A 19,695-nucleotide genomic window follows, 5' to 3' on the forward strand; every position below is an offset into this window, starting at 1 on the left:
AAGATTTTAATCTAGTTCTGTTACAGTTTTTAACTGATGTTTAACACATCTTTCATGTTAAAAACACCTGTTTTTCCTAAAATCCATTCAGCTGCAATAACAGCACCTAAAGCAAAGCCTTTTCTACTGTGTGCAGTGTGTTTTATTTCAATCGCATCTACTTCAGAATCGTACCAAACTGTATGTGTTCCAGGAACTTCTGGTATTCTTTTAGCAGCGATTGGAATGCTATGTTCAATGGTTTTTTTATCTAACTCCCACATTGTTTTCGAAGAATTGTCAATAATTCCTTCTGCCAAAGTAATTGCAGTTCCACTTGGAGCATCTAGTTTTTTTGTATGATGAATTTCTTCCATAGAAATATTATAATCTTCTAAATTACTCATCATTTTAGCCAATTGTTTATTTAATTCAAAAAAGATATTTACTCCCAAACTAAAATTTGAAGCATATATAAAAGCCCCTTTTTTTTCTTTACATAAAGCAACAGCATTATCGTAATTTTCTAACCAACTTGTAGTTCCAGAAATTACAGGAACATTGTTGTTTATACAGTTAGAAATATTATCGAATGCAGATGTTGGTACACTAAAGTCAATAGCTACATCTGCTAAATTAATGTCTATAACATCATTTACATCTTTTTTTATAACGATTTCATGTCCTCTAGAAATTGCAATTTGCTCAATTTCTTTCCCCATTCGTCCATAACCTAATAATGCGATTTTCATCTTAAAATTTATATTTAAAAGTTAAACCAACTTTTGGAGCATCGAACTGCATAGGATCCATAATAAAGGTTGGTTTTAAAGACAGATTATCATCTGTATTAAATTGAAGTAAATGTGCATTTACACTCGCTTCTACTATTTGAAGTATATATATTATAACACCAGAGAGTAAAGATAAATCTCTATTTTCTCTCAGTTGTTCTTGTGCTCTTTCTAAAGTTTCATCTGAAACTAATGTAGAACCATCGTCTAAAATAAACTCGTCTCTTAAACCAGCTTCTCTTAGTTTAAAAGCAGTTCTGTATCTTTTATAATCGCTATTGTTTGTTTGATAGTAGTAAATAGGAACTGCTAAAGATGCCCAAACAATGGGGGCTTTCCAGTATTTTTTATTATAAATTTGGCCTAAACCAGGAAAAATTGCAGAATAAAATGCTGCTTTTGCTGGAGCTAATGGTTTGTAAATACCTTCTTGTACAAATAATTTACCCTCAACTTTTACATTTTTTACTTCTGTAGAATCTTTTTGAGAATACAAATGCAAAGAAAAAAATGCAAGAAATAAGATATATATGTTTTTCTTTAAAAACACTTATTTTAATAAGTTTTTTATTCGATTAAAATCTTCTTCAGAATGAAAAGGAATAGATATTTTTCCTTTACCATTGTTACCAACACTAACGTCTACTTTATGGCCAAAGTATTCGCTTATCTCCTTTACACCGTTTTTAACAAAACTTGGAACTACTTTTTTCTTAGGTTTAGCAATTGTACCAGATTTTAAACTTTTTACCAAATCTTCGGTTTGTCTTACCGATAATTTTTCTCTTAAAATCTTTTCGTAAATCGCTAATTGATCTTCTGTGTTTTCTACATTAATCATGGCACGTCCATGTCCCATAGAAATAAAACCGTCTCTCATTCCCGTTTGTAAAATTGGATCTAATTTTAACAAACGTAAATAATTAGTTACTGTAGACCTTTTTTTACCAACTCTTGTACTTAATTCTTCTTGTGTTAATTGAATTTCGTCGATTAAACGTTGGTAAGAAAGTGCAACTTCTATTGGATCTAAGTTTTTTCTCTGAATGTTCTCAACTAATGCCATTTCTAGCATTTCTTGATCATTTGCAAGTCTTATGTATGCAGGAACTGTTTTGTTTCCAATTAATTTTGAAGCTCTAAAACGACGCTCTCCAGAAACTAACTGAAATTTATTTCCATCTAATTTTCTAACTGTAATTGGTTGAATAACGCCTAATTCTTTAATAGAACTAGCTAACTCTCTAAGTGCTTCTTCGTCGAAATAAGTTCTTGGCTGATATGGATTTACATCGATATAATCCAACTCAAGTTCTACGATATTTCCAACTAGTTTTTCTGCATTTTTATCTGTTGCAGCATTAATATTTGGAGATTCTTTTAAAAGAGCAGACAATCCTCTACCTAAAGCTTGTTTTTTTGTTGCTTTTGCCATTTATGAATTCTTTTTAAGAAGTTCTTGCGCTAAATTTAAGTAATTTACAGCACCTTTACTGGTTGCGTCGTAAGCAATAATACTTTCACCATAACTTGGAGCTTCACCTAAACGCGTATTTCTTCGAATAATTGTATCAAAAACCATGGCACTAAAATGCTTACGAACTTCATCTACTACTTGGTTAGATAGTCGTAAACGAGAATCGAACATTGTTAATAACAACCCTTCAATATCTAAATTAGCATTGTGTATATTTTGGACACTTTTAATCGTGTTTAGTAATTTTCCAAGACCTTCCAGAGCAAAATATTCACATTGTATAGGTATAATAACAGAATCTGCAGCAACCAAAGAATTTAATGTTATTAAACCCAAAGAAGGAGCACAGTCTATTATAATATAATCGTAATCGTTTTTTATTTCATCCAACGATTTTTTTAACATGTACTCTCTGTTTTCCTTATCTACCAATTCAATTTCAATAGCTACTAAATCGATATGTGCAGGAATAATATCTACATTTGGCGATTCTGTTTTAACCACAGCATCTTTTGCCGAAATTGTATGCTCTAAAACTTGATAGGTTCCAAATTCTACAGTTTCTACATCTATTCCTAAACCAGAAGAAGCATTTGCTTGTGGGTCTGCATCAATTAACAATACTTTTTTCTCTAAAACACCTAAAGAAGCTGCTAAATTTATACTAGTTGTTGTTTTACCAACTCCACCTTTTTGATTTGCTATTGCAATAATTTTGCCCATTAAAATAATGCTATTTTTGTAAATGTAAAATTACATTTTTTTATGACTTTTAGAAATGAAAGATGTTAACAAAAGAATAAAGTTTTAAAACACTGTAAGTTAGATACTTGCATCTTTTCATTAATTCTTTTTTCACAAATTAGAATAAAAAAAAACCGAAGATAATCTTCGGTTTAAGTCTATTGTTTTTAGATTATTTTTTAGGAATATTTTTTAGGATTTCGACTAAAAATTTCCAAAATTTTTGTGTAGATGCTATTCCTGCTCTTTCGTCTGGCGAGTGTGCTCCTCTAATAGTTGGTCCGAAAGAAACCATGTCTATTTTTGGGTAGTTCTGTCCTAAAATTCCACATTCTAAACCAGCATGACAAGCTGCAACAATTGCTTTTTCTCCATGTAATTTTTCATATAAATTATCTACCACTTTTAAAATTGCTGAATTTACATTTGGTTGCCAACCAGGATATTCACCAGAGAAATTAACCTCGAAACCAGCCAACTCGAAACTAGAACGTAGCGAATTTGCCAAATCGAATTTATTACTTTCGGATGACGATCTTGTTAAACAACCCACTTTTATACTACCCTCTTTTACAATTATTCTTGCAATGTTGTTAGAAGTTTCAACCAAACCATCGATATCTGGGCTCATTCTATATACACCATTTAAGGCAGCATAAATTGCCTTTATAAAACCTTCTTGAACTCCTAATTCTAATACTTTTTCAGGAGCATTTATTTTTGTAATTTCTACGGTTAGATTAGGTTCAATTGTAGCGAATTCTTCTTTTATCGTGTTAACAAGCAACTTTGTTTCTAATAAAAAAGCTTCTTTAGAAATTGCATCTACAGTAACAATCGCAAAACTTTCACGAGGAATTGCATTTCGCAAACTACCACCGTTAATTTCTGAAACTCTTAATCCAAAATTTGTGAATCCGTCAAATAATATGCGATTCATTATTTTGTTGGCATTTCCTAAACCTTTAATAATATCCATTCCAGAATGACCTCCATTTAAACCTTTTACAGTAATAGAAAATGCTTCTGAATTTTCTGGAGTTTTTTCTTCAGCATAATTTCTTGTAGCAGTTACATCAATTCCACCAGCACAACCCATTCCAATTTCATCATCTTCTTCTGTGTCTAAATTTAAAAGAATATCTCCTTTTAAAATACCACCTTCTAAACCCATTGCACCAGTCATTCCTGTTTCTTCGTCAATTGTAAAAAGGGCTTCTAAATTTGGGTGTTCTAAATCTGTTGAAGATAAAACTGCCATAATTGCAGCAACTCCTAATCCATTATCTGCACCTAAAGTTGTGCCATCTGCAGTTACCCAATCTCCATCTACTAACATTTTAATCCCTTGGGTATCGAAATCGAAATTTGTATCTGAGTTTTTTTGATGCACCATATCTAAATGACTCTGTAAAACCACAGTTTGTCTATCTTCCATTCCAGCAGTAGCTGGTTTTCTCATGATAACATTCCCAACCTTATCAACTAAAGTTTCCAGGTTTAATTTTTTACCAAAATCGACCATAAACTGTATTACACGTTCTTCTTTTTTTGAAGGACGAGGAACTGCATTTAAATCAGCAAAATGGTTCCAAACTATTTTAGGTTCTAAATTTCTTATTTCTGAATTCATATATATTGTCTTATTTCCTGTGTAAAGTTAAGAGATTTCAATAACTGTTTCTGTTATATTTTTCCTAACTTTTTTTAAATCTTTCATATAATCATCTTCCGCTCTAAAACCAACAGGAAGTACTAAAACCGAATGCAAATTTTGTTTCTCTAAATTTAAAATTTTGTCATAATTTTCAGGAATAAAACCTTCCATTGGACAAGAATCAATGTTTTCTAAAGCGCAAACAGTTAGTAAGTTACCTAAGGCTAAATACGCTTGATTTTTGTTCCAAGCAAGCAATTCTTCTTGTGTTTTTTTATCGATTTCTGCAGTTAAAAATTTTTTAAACGGATTTAAAATTGCATCTGGTGTGTTTCTGATTTCTTTTACCAAACTAAAATATTTTTGAACTTCTTCGGTTTTGTAAGTTTTTGGGACACAAATTACCAATAAATGCGAAGCTTCTAAAACTTGTGGTTGATTCCAAGAATGTGCTACCAATTCTTTTTGAATCTCTTTATTATTTATAACCAAAAGTTTTAAAGGTTGCAAGCCATAAGAGGTTGCAGTTAAGTTAAAAGCTTCTTTTAAAGTGTTTATTTTATCTTGTGAAAGTGTTTTTTTTGAATCGAATTTTTTAACAGCATATCGCCATTGCAAACTGTCTATAATGTTCATGTATTTTGCTATTTGTTTGCAAAAATAAACCTTTTCATAGAAGAAGAATAATGGGAAGTATTGTAAAAATTGATGTTGATATCAATATTTTTTTTAAATTGAAGAAAAATTGAATATGAATGAAGACTTTTTGCATTATGTATGGAAATACAAGTTGTTTTCGAAAGTGGATTTACGAACTTTAAACAATAAAGTTTTAACAATTATAAAGGCAGGATTGCATAATAAAAATGCAGGTCCTGACTTTTTAAATGCTCAATTAAAAATTGAGAATCAAACTTGGGCAGGTAATGTAGAGATTCATGTAAAAGCGTCTGATTGGTATTTGCATAATCATGAAACAGATGCAAATTACGATGCTGTAATTTTACATGTTGTTTGGGAAAATGATGCAACTATTTACATGAAAAACAACCAACCTTTACCCACTTTAGTTTTAAAAGATCTTGTAAATGAAAATGTTTTAAATAATTACAGAAATTTATTTTTAACACCAACAAGTTGGATTCCTTGCCAAAATTCTATTAAAATTGTTGATGGTTTTACATTAGATAATTGGAAAGAACGTTTATTTTTTGAGCGTTTGGAAAGAAAATCCGAAGAAATTAAAATTATTTTAGAGAAAGAGAATAATAATTTCGAAGCTGTTTTATTTCAGTTATTAGCTAAAAATTTTGGACTGAAAGTGAATGGAGATGCTTTTTTACGTTTGGCACAATCTATAGATTTTTCAATTATACAAAAAGTAAGTTCTAATGAAAATCAGTTTTCGGCTTTGTTATTTGGTCAAGCTGGTTTTCTAGAAGATAAAATTGAAGACGAATATCATCAGCAATTAAAAAACGAATATAAATACTTAGAGCACAAATTCAAATTGGAATTTATTCCTAAGAGTAACTTTTCATTTTTTAGAATGCGTCCTAGTAATTTTCCTACCATTAGAATTGCGCAGTTGGTTTCATTGTTTCATGAGCAACAAAGTTTATTTTCTAAGTTGATAAATTTAGAAGAGTTAAAAGATTTTTATGCGCTGTTTTCTGTTGATGTTCAATCATTTTGGAAAACGCATTATAATTTTGAATCAACATCAAAATCTTCACATAAAAAATTAACAAAATCATTTATCGATTTATTAATCATAAATACTGTAATTCCTTTGAAATTTTTATATCAAAAGAGTAGAGGAGAAGTAAATGAAGATTCTTTTATAAATATTCTAAAAAAGATAAAACCCGAAAAAAATAGTGTTATTTCTAAATTTGCTGAAATCGGAATTAATTCTAAAAATGCTTTTGAAACTCAAAGTTTATTGGAACTTAAAAATAATTATTGCGCACCCAAACGTTGTTTAGAGTGCGCAATAGGAAAAACTATTTTGAATAAATAATATTTTATTTAGGATCTAAAATGTCATTAACCATCGCCAAAGCATCTTTGTAATGGTATTTTGTAATTCTATTTACACCTCTTTTGCTGGCAACATTTAATTGATATTTTAAACTTTCTAATTCTCCACGAGCTATAGAAGAAATATCATAATTATTTGTGGATTTATTGTTCAATAAAGAACCTAAAACTGAAATAAAAGACTTTTGTAAGTTTCTTCTAAAAATGGATACATTCTTAGTGGTATTTGTTTCAGAGAAAACTCCTCTTCTTAAATCTCTAACCATATCTGAAGCTGCATAGGTATTTGCATCAATAATTTCTGCATTAATCATTCTGTTTAAAGTTCTGCTATTTAAAAGAGTTCTTAAGCTTCTGTTTTGATAACCAAGCATTCTTTCTGTATAACCAGTCTCGTTAATTTTGTTTAAAATATTTTTATCTAATAACCAATCTTGTGTTTCAAATACATTTTTTAATAACCAATTTAATGCTTCTTTTTGCTTTGCTTTAGAAACTACTTGATAAACATCTCCAGTTTGCGCTGGTTTTTTGTTGTATTCGTAAATACCACCAATATTTCCTGTAACATGACCAACATATCTACTCCAAACACTTAATAATTCGCCATATAATTCACTTAAATCGTTATAATCGTTTGTTTGATTAGAAGTCCAATTTGGTAAATTTTTAGCAACAATTTTAAGATTTTTTACACCATAAGTACTCGATTTTACTTGGTCGTTTCCAATTCCTTCAGTTTGTGCAGAAGGATCGAAACGTTGTGCACCAAATCTATAAATTGGGTCTCCAGCTTTTTCTGAAATCCATTTATCTAAAGTTCTTACTTCTTGTTCTGGGTAAGAAATATTTGGGATTTTACGATATCCCCAGTTGATAGAATAATGGTCATAAGGTCCTAATTGCCTTATAAAACGAATGTTTTTATCTCCAGGTTGTGCTACATAATTATATCTAGCATAATCCATAATTGTTGCTGCAATTCCGTTTTTCTGAGTAAAACTTCCAGAACGTAAAGAATCTGTTGGATATGCAAAACTTGCAGCCATATTATGTGGCAAACCTAAAGCATGCCCAACTTCGTGCGCAATTACCATTCGCATCATATCTCCAATTTCTTCATCTGGCGTATTTAAAGTTCTAGCAGAAGGATTTGCAGCGCCAGTTTCTAATAAATACCTGTTTCTGTAAGAACGTAAATGATTGTGATACCAAATAATATCACTCTCTAAAATTTCTCCAGATCTTGGGTCAGAAACACTTGGTCCCACTGCATTTCTTGTAGTACTTGCTACATATCTAATTGAAGAATAACGAACATCTTCCATGCTAAATTCTGGATCTTCCTCTGCAGTTGGTGGCATTTTTGCCATAATTGCATTTTTAAAACCGGCAGTTTCAAAAACTGTTTGCCAATCGTCTACACCTTGCTTTATGTATTTTCTTAACTTTTCTGGAGTAGCAGGATCTAAATAATACACAATCGGTTTAATTGGTTCTACCAATTCTCCTCTTGCATAAGCTGCAGGATCTTTTGGTTCCAATCGCCAACGTCTAATATATCTTTTGTCATCTGCCTTTAAAGCTTCTGAACTATAATCTACATTTCCTAAAGAAAAATAACCCACTCTTTTATCGTAAATACGAGGCATCATTGGGTTTTCTGGTAATAAAATCATAGATTGATTGATGCGCATTGTAATAGTATTTGTACTCCTGTTACTTGGAGGAGCATCTGAATCAAAAGAGAAATCTTGTATAACTTCAATATTTTTTGGGTAACTTTTAATTGAGTTTATAAAACTTCTAGAAGCATCTAGTCTTCTTACTTTATACCTACTTCTGTAAGAGGAAGGTAAACCAGAAATAGCTTTTACATCTGTAGAAAAGAATTTTGTAACATCTACAATTACAGCAGTAGAATCTGTATTTTGAGTTTTAATTTCAAAAGCATAAATAACGGGTTCTAAGTTGTTTGCTTTTACAGATTTATAGATTGGTAAAGAGTCGTTTGCTATGGCATTGTAAGATTTTACTTTCAGTAAAATTTTATTTTTAAATTGTTCCCAAACAACCACTTGTGTGTTTATTTTTGAACCTGCATTTACATAACCACCACCTAAACCAGAAGGTAATTCTTTAATTCTTGTAACCAAAAGCATTTCTTTTCCAAAATGAGATTTGGGAATTTCGTACATAAACTTATCTTTTGTTTCGTGTACTTTAAAAAGTCCATCATCTGTTTTGGTTTCTGAAGTAACAAAATCCGAATATTTTGGAGTTTTACTTTTTTTAGTTTTAGAAGTATCTTGATTTGATTTGTCCTTCGAATTTTTTCTTTGCGCTTCTGTAGAAAGTGAAATTGTAAAAGTGAAGATTAGAGAAAATAATAGTAGTTTTTTCATCATTTGGTTTCGTTAGTAAATAGGTTGACTAAAATACCAAAAACAATTATAATTTTTTAAAATGATGTGTTAAAAAAAGCTCAAACAAAATGTTGGAGCTTTTTTATAATATCTATTTAAAATAAGTTTTAATACAAACTCTTAAATTTATTAGGATTAGATTCATGCATAATCGCATATACTTTTTCAAAGATATCTTCTGCAGAAGGTTTAGAGAAATAATCTCCATCCGTTCCATAAGCTGGTCTGTGTGCTTTTGCAGTTAATGTTGCAGGCTTGCTATCTAAAAATTCGTAACCATTTTGTTTTTCCAAAACTTCTTGTAAAATATATGCTGAAGCTCCTCCAGGAACATCTTCATCTACAACTAACAGTTTATTTGTTTTTGCTAAACTTTTTACAATATCATGATTCAAATCAAAAGGTAATAAACTTTGTGCATCAATAATCTCAACATCAATACCCACTTGTAATAATTCTTTAGCAGTTTCTTCAACAATTCTTAAAGTAGAACCATAAGAAACAATCGTTATATCAGTACCTTTTTTTACAGTTTCTACCAAACCAATTGGTGTTTTAAATTCACCTAAATTTGTTGGTAATTCTTCTTTTAAACGATAACCATTTAAACATTCAATTACTAAAGCTGGTTCGTCTCCTTCTAATAAAGTGTTGTAAAAACCAGCGGCTTTGGTCATGTTTCTTGGCACTAAAACGTGCATTCCTCGAACATTATTTATAATTCCACCCATTGGAGAACCAGCATGCCAAATTCCTTCTAATCTGTGTCCACGAGTTCTAATAATTAAAGGTGCTTTCTGTTTACCAAAACTTCTATAATGAAGTGTTGCTAAATCGTCGCTCATAATTTGAAGCGCATATAATAAATAATCTAAATATTGTACTTCTGCAATGGGTCTTAGACCACGCATTGCAAGACCAATTCCTTGCCCAATAATGGTTGCTTCTCTAATTCCAGTATCAGAAATACGAATGTCGCCATATTTGTCTTGAAGACCTTCCAGACCTTGATTTACATCACCAATAAAACCAGCATCTTCACCAAAAATAACTACTTCTGGATGCTTTTTTAAGATGGCATCGAAATTATCTCTCATAACAATTCTAGCATCTACAATATTTTTGTTTTCTGAAAATGTTGGTTTATTTTCTTGAACATGAAGTGCGCCCAAATTACTTTCACTCATTAAAAATGAAGAATATTTGTTAGATGCGTCTTTAATACTAGATTTTATAAATTCTTTAAGTTCTGTTTTTTCTGTAAATTCTTCCTCTCTTAAATAGCGAAGTGTTTTTCTAGCAGCTATTAAAATATCTTTACGAATAGGTTCTACGTTATTTTCTAAATCGCTTTTTAATTTTGAAATAAACGCACCATTATTACTTTTAGTAGCTATTTTTTCTAATAACCTAACAGCAACAACTACTTCTGCTTTAATTTCGTTTGTGTAGGCTGCCCAAGCATTTCTTTTGGCTGTAGTTACTATTTTTTTAGCGTCTTTTTCTAATATTAGTAAATCTTCTTCAGAATCTACAAAACGTAATGTTTCTCCTGATTCTGTTTCCAATTCAAATTCTAAAATCCATTTTCGCATTTGAGTAATACAATCATGTTCTTTTTCCCACTGAAGCCTTTCTTTTCCTTTATATCTTTCATGAGAACCAGAAGTAGAATGTCCTTGAGGTTGTGTTAATTCTTTCACGTGAATTAAAACAGGGACATGTTCTTCGCGAGCAATTTTTGCAGCTTTACTGTAAGTGTCCATTAATTGAACATAATCCCAGCCATTAATTACAAAAATTTCGTAACCATTTTTTTCATTATCTCTTTGGAAACCTTTTAAAATTTCAGAAATACTTTCTTTGGTTGTTTGGTGTTTTGCATGAACAGAAATTCCATATTCATCATCCCAAACACTCATTACCATTGGTACTTGTAAAACTCCTGCAGCATTTATGGTTTCAAAAAATAAACCTTCACTAGTACTAGCGTTTCCAATAGTTCCCCAAGCAACTTCATTTCCTTGTTTCGAAAAATTAGATGTATGTTGTACGCTTTTTTCGTTTCTATATATTTTAGATGCTTGTGCCAAACCTAATAAACGTGGCATTTGCCCAGCTGTTGGAGAAATATCTGAACTAGAATTGTATTGTTCAGTTAAGTTTTTCCAGCTTCCATCTTCATTTAAACTGTGTGTTGCAAAATGACCTCCCATTTGTCTTCCTGCAGACATTGGTTCTAAATCGATATTTGTATGTGCATACAAACCAGAAAAAAACTGTTGTGCAGTTAACTCGCCAAGAGCCATCATAAAAGTTTGGTCTCTGTAATAACCAGATCTAAAATCTCCTTTTTTAAAGGCTTTAGCCATCGCTAATTGTGGCACTTCTTTACCATCACCAAAAATACCGAATTTAGCTTTTCCTGTTAAAACTTCTCTACGACCTAATAAACTACATTCTCTACTAATTTTAGCAATCCTGTAGTCGTTTAAAACTTCCGCTTTAAAATCTTCAAAAGAAAGTTCTGTCTTGTTTTTAGAAAGTGTTTTTTCGAGCATTTTTCTTAGATTTTATCTTTTGCAAAGGTAGTTTTTTTAGTTGATATTTAAAAATATAAATATTTATTAAACATTTCGTAATATTTTGTTGAATAATTACTTTTTGATTAAGAATAATGTAATAAAAAGTAAGTGTTGTTTTTTAGAGTTTAATTTTTTGTCAAATATAAAAATATTGATATTAAATTAATTTGACTTTTTAGAAGAAACCTCTTCTAAAAAAATTGTAGATAGAACCAAGATCGCCTGTAAAAGTAAATCGTATTTTTTGAGGATATGCTGCTTGGTTAATTTCCCAGCCATTATTAGAATATGTAGGAAAGTAGATTTCGAAAATATTATGAATAAAGTTTAAACGAATTCCGTTTTCGTAGCCAAAAAATAAGCGTTCGTTTCTATTTTTTAAGAAAGCAACATCATTATAAAATTCTACCCATCTCCACAAACCTATACTAGAATTTAAAGATAGCATATACTGGTTGGCAAATCTTGTGGGTAATACCGATTTAAAACCACCTTCTGTGATTATAAATTGCTGACTAAAAATACCTGAGTCTTCAGAACGACCATAATAATTAAGTTGAAATAAATAATCGTTTGCTCTGTCTAATCCAAAACTAAAATAATCTCCTTGCGAGTTATTATGAAAAAATGCCCCTGCAAAAACTCTAAAATCTAACTGAGTGTCAGTTGAGGTTAATTTACGATATCTAAAGTCTATGGCGGCTTTAGAGAAATTTTTAGAAAACTCTGTGCTAAAATTGTATCTTAATTCTTTAATTATATCTGGGTTAATGTAGTTATAGCTTAAACTAAAAATACTGTAATTATCTTGCTCCGTTTTTTCTTGTAGTGGAGATACTTCTTTATCTATATGAACTAATTTTGCTCGAATAAACTCGCTACTAGCATCTCTTAAAGATTTTCTTTTAAATTGAATATCTACAAACGGGTTTAAGGAGCTATAGGATAAATCAGGAGCGTATTGCAAGGTGTTTCCTGCAATTCCATAAGATATTTTGTAAATACTCGTTTCTTCGAAAAATTGATTATACAAAATAGAAAAAGAACCATTTATCATTTGACTTTTTAATGCATATGCAGGAGCAATTCTAAATTCTAAATTTCTTTTTATAAGTGGTTTATTATGGAATTTCATTCCTAAAATTAATCCGTCATAAAAATTATAACCTACATTAGGTTGGTAAAATAGCTGGTTATAATTTGGTGCTTTAACGTCTTTTATTAAAGTGAATTTAAAAGGTTTATTAAACAGTTTTTTCTTTGTATTGTACCAATTATCTAATGTATTGTATTCAGGATAAATATTTTCGTAGTTTAAAACCAGTTGGTCAAATTCGCCTTTTGGAACAGAAAATATTTTTGTAGAATCGATATTTGTAAGCCACTTTTTATATTTTATTTTTTTATCTTTTAATCCATAAAAAGCAATGGGAGCTGTAATGTTTCGCTTATTCTTAATTGTAACTTTTAAACTATCTTTTTCCTCCTTAACATTATCAATCGAATAATCGATTTTTTTATTGGTAAGTAAATAGTCTTCAAAAAACCAATTAATATCTTTGTTTGTGTTTTTAGATAAAACTTCTTTAAAGTCGGTTGCGCAAGTTATTTTAAGTTTATGTTCTTGATAAAAACTATAAATACTTTTATCTAAAACATCGTTTCCTAAATAACCTTTTAAATAATTAAACCCTAAACCTGCTTTATATTTACTAACAATTTTTCTATTAAAATTAGATAGTGAATCTGCTGAGGTCGCTAAAGATTGATCTAAAAATTTTCTTGCTGTAAATTGATATATAAGTGGGTATTTTTCGTTAAATTTTAATTTAGAAAAATTAAATCTTTTTAAAAACCAAGTATCAGAAGCTTTTCCTAATAATTTAATTTCTGGATAAAATTTATTTACATATTCTAACATTAAGTAATTTTGTAGACCATCTAATAACCAATATTCTTTTCTTTCATTTATTAAAAGAGTTTGTTCTAAATATCTTTTAGAAATGGCTTTAAACATTTTAATATCGTATCTAAAAATATCGGAATAAGGGCTAATAAAATCCGGCAATTGTGTTAGACCATAAACCGGGTTTTTACTTTGGGTAGCTTTATCTATATAAATTTTTTCAATTGGAAAATCTCCTAAGAAACCATTCAAAAACTGAATTTCTCGATTTAAAACGTCTTCTGTTAAATTATGATCCAATTCTTCAACCAAAACATCTGTATAAATGGTGTGAGAATCTGTAGAAAATTTTTTAAAAGTTGGTGTTTTCTGAAAACTTAAAATAACATCTTTTTTATGTTTGCCATATAAATTATATTGAAGAGAATTTGTTTTGTTAGTTTTCTGCTGTTTTAAACTGCTTTCTAAAGTAAGGTAATTTGGAGCTTTAATTTCAATATCGAAATTGGTGGTATTTTCAAATAAATCGTCTAAATTAAGGTTGCTCATTATTTGCCAACCATTTTTATAAACAGCTGGAGTTATATACCAATATCTTAGATGATATCCATTATTATTCTTTCCATAACCCGTAAATTTTGCATTTGGAATTTTTACAATATATGTGATGTGGATACGAACACTTTTTTTAGGTTTTAAAGGTGTTTCTAAATATACTTCGAGAATATCTTGTTGGTTTTCTAATTCTTTATAAATGCTATTTTTAAAATTAATAGAAATATTTTTAATTTTAGAATTCCCTAAATCTTCTTCTTTTCCGAAATATAAATCTTTCCTGAAATCTTCTATAAAGCGTATACAGAGAGGTGTATCTCTTCCTTTAAAACTATTTGCCCAGTTATGAAAAAAAATACTATTTAATTCAGTATCAGAATCGTTATAATACACAATTTCTTGCTGAATTTGTAGAATGTCTTTAGCGACATTTAAAGTAGCCTTTATTTTTATTTCATTTTGTTGAGAAAACAAGCAAGATGAAATAAGACAGCATAATAATGATATATAAAAGTTCTTTTTCAATTAAATTTTTACAAATTTTAAGGGTTTATAAGTACCTGTTTTTAAATAGTAAATTCCTTTAGAAAAGGAAGATGTATTAATTGTAATTTTATGTTGATTTCTTATATTTCTTTCAACTATAATTTGTCCTAATTGGTTGTAGATTATAATTTTTTTTAAAGATGCTATTTTATTTACATTTAATGATAAAAAATCTGAAACAATATTAGATTTTACAAAAGCAATAGGATTTTCTTTTTCTATGGAAAGTATGTTCATAGGAGTTTCTAGCTCCATAACAATTGGTAAATGATCGCTAAAAAAATACAAAGCGTTTCTAACTTCTTGCGAAAATTTTCCTGTACAAGTAGTACTACTTACAAACGAGTTATAGCAATTTCCATTATTGCCAATAGTTTCATAGGTATTTTGTTTGTAGAATAGCGTATTACTTGATTTTAAGTTTTCGGACATTATAATAAAATCGAAACGATCGTCCATTCCACCTCCAGCACCATCACTTAAACTTCCAGTTCTTGTAGATTGCGAGTGTACATTTGCAAATGTGCTATTGTTCCAAAAATAAGTAGAATCATAATCATCTTCGTAATAATCTTTTCCATCTTCAGGAAAAGCAGGACACATAACATTTATTGGATCTACTAATTTAATAGGGTTATTGGGGTCTAGTATTTTTTGAAAACCTTCTTCGTTACTTGTGTAAAAATTAAAATCTCCAGCGAATAAGATGTTGCTGTCTTTGGGTAATCTGTCTAATTCTCTAACCAATGAATTTACAGCAGACAATCTTTTTTGTCTGTTTTCGATTCCTCTAGATGCTTTTAAATGTGTTACAAAAACCTCTATTCGAATTGGGTTTGTAGTTATTGTACTTGTTCTAATTTTAAATGTATAATGGTTAATATCTCTTAAAATTGTAGGAATAATACTGTTAGATTCCAGCTCTAATTTTGCATTATTGTAATACACCATTTGCAACAAACTTTTATCTGGTGAAGTGCCGGTTCTAAAGGTTGCAGACTTAAAATTAGAATTGTGAGTAGCCACTGCATTTGCAAATAGATAGTCACTTGCAGTTTCGTTTTTTAGTTCACAAACCATAAACAAATCTGGTTGTACATCATCTAAAATAGTTTTTAAATGAATGGTTCTGTTTTCACTTTCAGGATTTGAATTGTAGTTTAATGTATTGTAAAACATTGTTTTTATATTTGTTTGCCCGAATATAAAACAAGAGCAAAAACATATAAAAAGAACTAAAATTCTTTTCAAAAACATTTTAGAAGTTTGGTTTTAATTGATATTTCGCATAGAATTTATTTAAGTGTTCAATCGCTTCGTCTGCAGTATCTACAACTCTAAATAATTTTAAATCTTCTAAGCCAATATTTTTCTCAGTAATTAAAACATCTTTAATCCAATCTAATAAACCACTCCAGAATTTTGTACCCACTAATACAATTGGAAATCGTCCAATTTTTTTAGTTTGTATTAAGGTAATTGCTTCAAAAAGTTCGTCCATTGTTCCAAAACCTCCTGGCATACAAATAAATCCTTGAGAATATTTTACAAACATAACTTTTCGAACGAAAAAGTAATCGAAATCTAAACTTTTACCTGGATCTATCCAAGGATTGTCATGCTGTTCGAAAGGTAATTCGATATTTAAACCGACTGAAGTTCCTTTTCCTCTGTTTGCACCTTTGTTACCAGCTTCCATAATTCCTGGTCCACCACCAGTAATAACTCCATAACCATTCTGCGTTAACTTAAAGGCAATCTCTTCTGCCAATTTGTAATAAGGATGCTCTGGTTTTGTTCTAGCCGAACCAAAAATAGATACACAAGGACCAATTTTACTCAGTTTTTCGTAACCTTCAACAAATTCTGCCATAATTTTAAAAATGGCCCAAGAGTCGTTTGTTTTTATTTCATTCCAAGTTTTTTGATCTAGTTTTTCGCGTATTTTTCTATCGTCGTTCGTCATAATTTATGTTTTTAATTTTTTTTATAAAAAAGAAAAGCTTGCTAAATTAACTCTTTTTTCAAAAACTTAGCAGTATAACTAGTTTTATGTTCTGCAACTTCTTCAGGAGTTCCTGTAACTAAAATTTTTCCACCTTTTTTTCCACCTTCCATACCAACATCAATAATATAATCTGCTAATTTTACAACATCTAAATTGTGTTCTATAATTAGTACAGTATTTCCTTTGTCGGCTAATTTATTTAAAACATCCATTAAAACTCGAATGTCTTCAAAATGAAGGCCAGTTGTAGGTTCATCTAAAATGTAAAAAGTATTTCCAGTATCTCTTTTAGATAGCTCTGCTGCTAATTTAATTCTTTGTGCTTCTCCTCCAGAAAGTGTGGTAGATTGTTGTCCAAGAGTTATATAGCCTAAGCCAACATCTTTAATTGTTTTTAATTTTCTATGGATTTTAGGAATCAATTCAAAGAAATCTGTAGCATCTTCAATCGTCATATTTAAAACATCGGAAATAGATTTTCCTTTATAACGAATCTCTAAAGTTTCTCTGTTAAAACGTTTTCCTTGGCAAGTTTCACATTCTACATGAACATCTGGTAAAAAATTCATTTCGATGACGCGAACTCCTCCTCCTTGACAAGTTTCACAACGTCCGCCTTTTACATTAAAAGAAAAACGACCAGGTTTATAACCACGAATAGCAGCTTCAGGAGTTTTTGCGAATAAACTTCGAATTTCGTCAAATGTTTTTGTGTATGTTGCTGGGTTAGAACGTGGAGTTCTTCCAATTGGAGATTGGTCGATATCAATAACCTTATCTACATTTTCTAAACCTTCAATTTTTTTGTAAGGCATTGGTTTTTTAACACCTCTATAAATATGAGCGTTTAAAATTGGGTATAAAGTTTCATTAATTAATGTAGATTTTCCACTTCCAGAAACTCCAGTAACACAAATCATTTTTCCTAAAGGAAACTCCACAGAAACATTTTTTAAATTATTTCCAGTTGCACCTTTTAATTTGATGGTTTTTCCATTTCCTTCTCTTCGTTTTTTAGGAACAGCAATTTCTCTTTTTCCTGTAATATAATCCGAAGTTAAAGTTCTTTGTTTTTTTAATTCTTTAAAAGTTCCAGCAGAAACAATTTCTCCTCCATGTCTTCCTGCACCTGGGCCAATATCGAATACAAAATCTGCATGTTCCATCATATCTTTGTCGTGTTCTACTACTAAAACAGAGTTTCCAATGTCACGTAATTTTATTAAGGAATCTATCAATTTTTGATTATCTCTCTGATGTAAACCAATACTTGGTTCATCCAAAATATATAAAACACCAACTAATTGCGAACCAATTTGTGTTGCTAAACGAATTCTTTGTGCTTCTCCACCAGAAAGAGATTTAGAAGTTCTGTCTAATGTTAAATAATCCAATCCAACATCTAATAAAAATTGAATACGAGTACGAATCTCTTTTAAGATTTCTGAAGCAATTATTAGTTGTTTTTCTGATAAATCTTTCTCAATATTTTTAAACCATTTTGCCAATTCAGTCACATCCATTTGTGCTAAATCACTTATGTTTTTATCAGTAATTTTAAAATGAAGTGCTTCTTTTTTTAAACGCTTTCCATTACAAGTAGAACAAGTAACTTCATCCATAAACCCTTTTGCCCAACGTTTTATTGAAGTGCTTTCTGCATTATTATATTGGCTGTCTATAAAAGCAACAATTCCTTCAAAATCTATTTTATAATTTCTTGTAACACCAACAGTTTTAGATTCTATTTCAAAAGTTTCATTTCCGCCATTTAAAATAATATCTAAAGCTTCTTTTGGAATACTTTTAATTGCGTCAGTTAATTTGAATTTATAACGTTCCGCAATATTTTGAAGTTGTTTAAAAATCCAACTATTTTTTTCTTCACCTAAAGGAACAATCCCTCCGTTTTTTATGGAAATACTATTATCTGGAATTACTTTCTCTAAATTAATTTCATTGGTAATTCCCAATCCATTACAAGAACTACAAGCACCTTTTGGGGAGTTAAAAGAAAATGTATTTGGCTCTGGATTTGGATATGCGATTCCTGTTGTTGGACACATTAATTCTCGACTAAAATAACGAGGATTGTTGTCATCAACATCAATTACCATCATAATATTATTCCCAGAATATAAGGCGGTTTTTATGGTTTCATCTAACCTTTTTTCTGACGATTTATTTATCGCCAATCGATCTATTACAACCTCAATATCGTGGTTTTTGTAACGATCTAATTTCATTCCTTTTTCGATTTCTCGAATTTCTCCATCAACTCGAACACGTAAAAAACCTTGTTTAGAAATCTGCTCGAAAAGCTCACGATAATGCCCTTTTCTCGATTTAATTAACGGAGCTAAAACAGCTATTTTTTTATCAGCAAAATCAGTAAGAATTAACTCTTTTATTTGCTCATCTGAATAACTCACCATTTTTTCGTTGGTGTTGTAAGAATAAGCGTCACCAGCTCTTGCGAATAATAATCTTAAAAAATCGTAAATTTCTGTGATGGTTCCAACTGTAGAACGTGGACTTTTATTCGTCGTTTTTTGTTCAATAGAAATTACTGGTGAAAGTCCATCAATCTTATCGACATCTGGTCTTTCTAATCCGCCTAAAAACTGTCTTGCGTATGCAGAAAAAGTTTCAATATAACGCCTTTGACCTTCAGCATAAATAGTATCAAAAGCCAAAGAAGATTTACCACTTCCACTTAAACCGGTTATTACGACTAGTTTTTCGCGTGGAATTTTAACATCAATATTTTTTAAATTATGGACTCTAGCTCCATAAACTTCTATGTATTCTTGGTCTTTCAAATGTGTGGATTTTTTCAGAAAAAAGCAAAGTTACAGAAACCAATTTTAATGCAGAAGAAAATGTAAAACGCATTCGTAAGTTTAACTTTTAATATTAAATACAAAACAAACAAAAGTCTTGCCATAAAACCATAAAATAGTATCTTGCAGTAG

The 19,695-nt window shown here is 30.0% G+C and carries 13 protein-coding genes; 1 reads left to right on the plus strand and 12 read right to left on the minus strand.

Features of this window, described 5'->3' with window-relative positions:
* Positions 1-29: 29 nt before the first annotated feature.
* From dapB to H9I45_RS14775, 6 genes are all read right to left on the minus strand, one after another.
* Positions 30-731 carry a 4-hydroxy-tetrahydrodipicolinate reductase gene (gene dapB / locus H9I45_RS14750; RefSeq protein ID WP_088354362.1) on the minus strand — a complete coding sequence of 234 codons (702 nt, stop codon included), beginning with the start codon at positions 729-731 and terminating at the stop codon, positions 30-32.
* 1 nt (position 732) lies between these two features.
* Positions 733-1,323 carry a DUF5683 domain-containing protein gene (locus H9I45_RS14755; RefSeq protein WP_088354361.1) on the minus strand — a complete coding sequence of 197 codons (591 nt, stop codon included), beginning with the start codon at positions 1,321-1,323 and terminating at the stop codon, positions 733-735.
* Positions 1,324-2,208: a ParB/RepB/Spo0J family partition protein gene (locus H9I45_RS14760; protein ID WP_088354360.1), complete on the minus strand. Its 885-nt coding sequence runs from the start codon at positions 2,206-2,208 to the stop codon at positions 1,324-1,326.
* Positions 2,209-2,973, minus strand: coding sequence for a ParA family protein (locus tag H9I45_RS14765; protein WP_088354359.1), 765 nt, complete (start codon positions 2,971-2,973; stop codon positions 2,209-2,211).
* 193 nt (positions 2,974-3,166) lie between these two features.
* Positions 3,167-4,627: an aminoacyl-histidine dipeptidase gene (locus H9I45_RS14770; RefSeq protein WP_088354358.1), complete on the minus strand. Its 1,461-nt coding sequence runs from the start codon at positions 4,625-4,627 to the stop codon at positions 3,167-3,169.
* A gap of 27 nt (positions 4,628-4,654) precedes the next feature.
* Complete coding sequence (locus tag H9I45_RS14775) at positions 4,655-5,287, minus strand: NAD(P)H-dependent oxidoreductase (RefSeq protein ID WP_088354357.1); 633 nt, start codon at positions 5,285-5,287, stop codon at positions 4,655-4,657.
* 115 nt (positions 5,288-5,402) lie between these two features.
* Between H9I45_RS14775 and H9I45_RS14780 the strand changes: the two genes are divergently transcribed.
* Positions 5,403-6,674, plus strand: coding sequence for a DUF2851 family protein (locus tag H9I45_RS14780; protein WP_088354356.1), 1,272 nt, complete (start codon positions 5,403-5,405; stop codon positions 6,672-6,674).
* A gap of 4 nt (positions 6,675-6,678) precedes the next feature.
* Here H9I45_RS14780 and H9I45_RS14785 read toward each other — a convergent pair whose 3' ends face one another.
* From H9I45_RS14785 to uvrA, 6 genes are all read right to left on the minus strand, one after another.
* Positions 6,679-9,099 carry a zinc-dependent metalloprotease gene (locus H9I45_RS14785; RefSeq protein WP_088354543.1) on the minus strand — a complete coding sequence of 807 codons (2,421 nt, stop codon included), beginning with the start codon at positions 9,097-9,099 and terminating at the stop codon, positions 6,679-6,681.
* A gap of 128 nt (positions 9,100-9,227) precedes the next feature.
* Positions 9,228-11,681 carry an alpha-ketoacid dehydrogenase subunit alpha/beta gene (locus tag H9I45_RS14790; protein WP_088354355.1) on the minus strand — a complete coding sequence of 818 codons (2,454 nt, stop codon included), beginning with the start codon at positions 11,679-11,681 and terminating at the stop codon, positions 9,228-9,230.
* Positions 11,682-11,880: 199 nt separating this feature from the next.
* Positions 11,881-14,691 (minus strand): gluzincin family metallopeptidase, encoded by a 2,811-nt coding sequence (locus H9I45_RS14795; RefSeq protein WP_088354354.1) that lies wholly within the window; start codon positions 14,689-14,691, stop codon positions 11,881-11,883.
* Entirely contained in the window at positions 14,692-15,891 is a 1,200-nt protein-coding gene (locus H9I45_RS14800; RefSeq protein ID WP_176397570.1) for a T9SS type A sorting domain-containing protein, read from the minus strand.
* Between the two features lie 79 nt (positions 15,892-15,970).
* Complete coding sequence (locus H9I45_RS14805; RefSeq protein WP_088354352.1) at positions 15,971-16,678, minus strand: LOG family protein; 708 nt, start codon at positions 16,676-16,678, stop codon at positions 15,971-15,973.
* A gap of 41 nt (positions 16,679-16,719) precedes the next feature.
* Positions 16,720-19,542, minus strand: coding sequence for an excinuclease ABC subunit UvrA (uvrA, locus tag H9I45_RS14810; protein ID WP_088354351.1), 2,823 nt, complete (start codon positions 19,540-19,542; stop codon positions 16,720-16,722).
* Positions 19,543-19,695: the final 153 nt, after the last annotated feature.

Source organism: Polaribacter haliotis (genome assembly GCF_014784055.1).
GTDB lineage: Bacteria > Bacteroidota > Bacteroidia > Flavobacteriales > Flavobacteriaceae > Polaribacter > Polaribacter haliotis.